This is a genomic window from Halorubrum sp. SP3, from assembly GCF_005435195.1.
Classification (GTDB): domain Archaea; phylum Halobacteriota; class Halobacteria; order Halobacteriales; family Haloferacaceae; genus Halorubrum; species Halorubrum sodomense.
In genome coordinates this window covers 330-1737 of record NZ_SGTU01000080.1, presented here as the reverse complement: position 1 = coordinate 1737, position 1408 = coordinate 330, and the positions used below count along the sequence as shown (strand labels likewise).

The 1408-nt window shown below is 61.4% G+C and carries 1 pseudogene; it reads right to left on the bottom strand.

The window, feature by feature from the left end:
• Positions 1 to 257: pseudogene (locus EXE42_RS15400) on the bottom strand (hypothetical protein); the annotation flags it as partial.
• Positions 258 to 1408: the final 1151 nt, after the last annotated feature.

The following is a 1408-nucleotide window of genomic DNA, read 5'->3' as shown; positions in this document are numbered from 1 at the left end:
AGATCAATGCCGACGAGCGGGTCCTCCGCGGTGAACACAAACCCTACCCCGTCGACAGGGGTGGTTGTGGCCGCCTCTCGGGCCTCAGAGAACGCGGTCCACGTCTCAGGAGATGTCGTCGACGCGAACTGCGTCGTGCCCGGAATGATCGGCACCTTCGTGGGTTTGCCGTCGCGCTCCTGCGTGCGCCAGCACACCCACTGGTCACGGTCAACGAGCGCCGCTGGGAGGGCGTCAGCTGACGGCGGCGTCGACATGCGATCGTGTGGAGAGATCACATACCAGATCAAAAATAGCTGTCGGCGACCGCGAGTCCTCAACGCCCCCGCCACTGCCCACCCAAGGTTCAGTGTGGGGTGTGGTGGCTCAGGGTTGGCCGCTACGAGAGAGTACGACCCCGCTTGTGGGTGTGGGAGTCGTTGGATAGAGATTTTTCCCGCGAAAATCGCTCACACGCACGAATTCCGCGGAATTTCAGGGAGCGGGCCCCGCCGCAGTAGGACCGTGTCCAACGAGTGTAACAGATCGGCACGCGGCACCGGTAGCCCGACACCTGGGGTGGATGACACACGCACATTCATCGCGAGCGGTGCGGCTCCACAAAATCGCGTGCCAGGAGCCGGATAGTCGATGCCACGCAGCGCTCGCTCGCTCAGTTCGTGGCGCTGTGTTCCGGCGATATATCGAGCAGGTGAAAGACCAGATCCGTCAGAACACCCCCAGTGGTCCCGGGGTGTTCCGGGAGAACAGAAATAATACGTCACCCAGCAAAGAGTGGTGATCGCTGCCGACACCGGCTACGGTCACCCTGTTGAGGTGGCACAGACACGGGGCTCTACCGCTGTGGCGACGAATTTCAGTCTCGTGGGGGCAACTGGAACGGACTCATCGAAGAACGCGTTCGAAGGGAAACAGTGGTGTGACACGCGTTTCAGCAGGGGTTGACTGCGGCAGGACCAACGGGTGTGACGGTCCGCAGTCGTGGCCGGCTTGAACGGGCGCGCCCACCATCGGCCGGCGGTACTGGAAGATGTGTGTAGGAGAACCGCGCCGCGATTGCCGGTTGTAGTGTGATTAACCAACGATCCCGGAGAGGTTTCCGGGATCTGTTGGTTAAGCCGCAGTCGAGCAGGATTGTCTGATTACACAGCACTGTAGCGGCACAAAATTTATCAAGAATTGTGCGCACGGATCCCGTGTTCCGTGCTACCACGACACGCAATATAACCCATCAACCAATGTCCGCGATTGTCCCTCCGTCCCTGTCCGTTCGTGTGCCGCTTCGCGCGGCGTGTCGCCGCGTAGTCCTGAGCGGTTTCATCCTCACCGTCGTCGCTGTCGATCCGGTCGCCGCCCAAGACAGCGCCGTCTGTGAGGCTGAACGGCTCCCCGAGATGGTTTCGGGCTT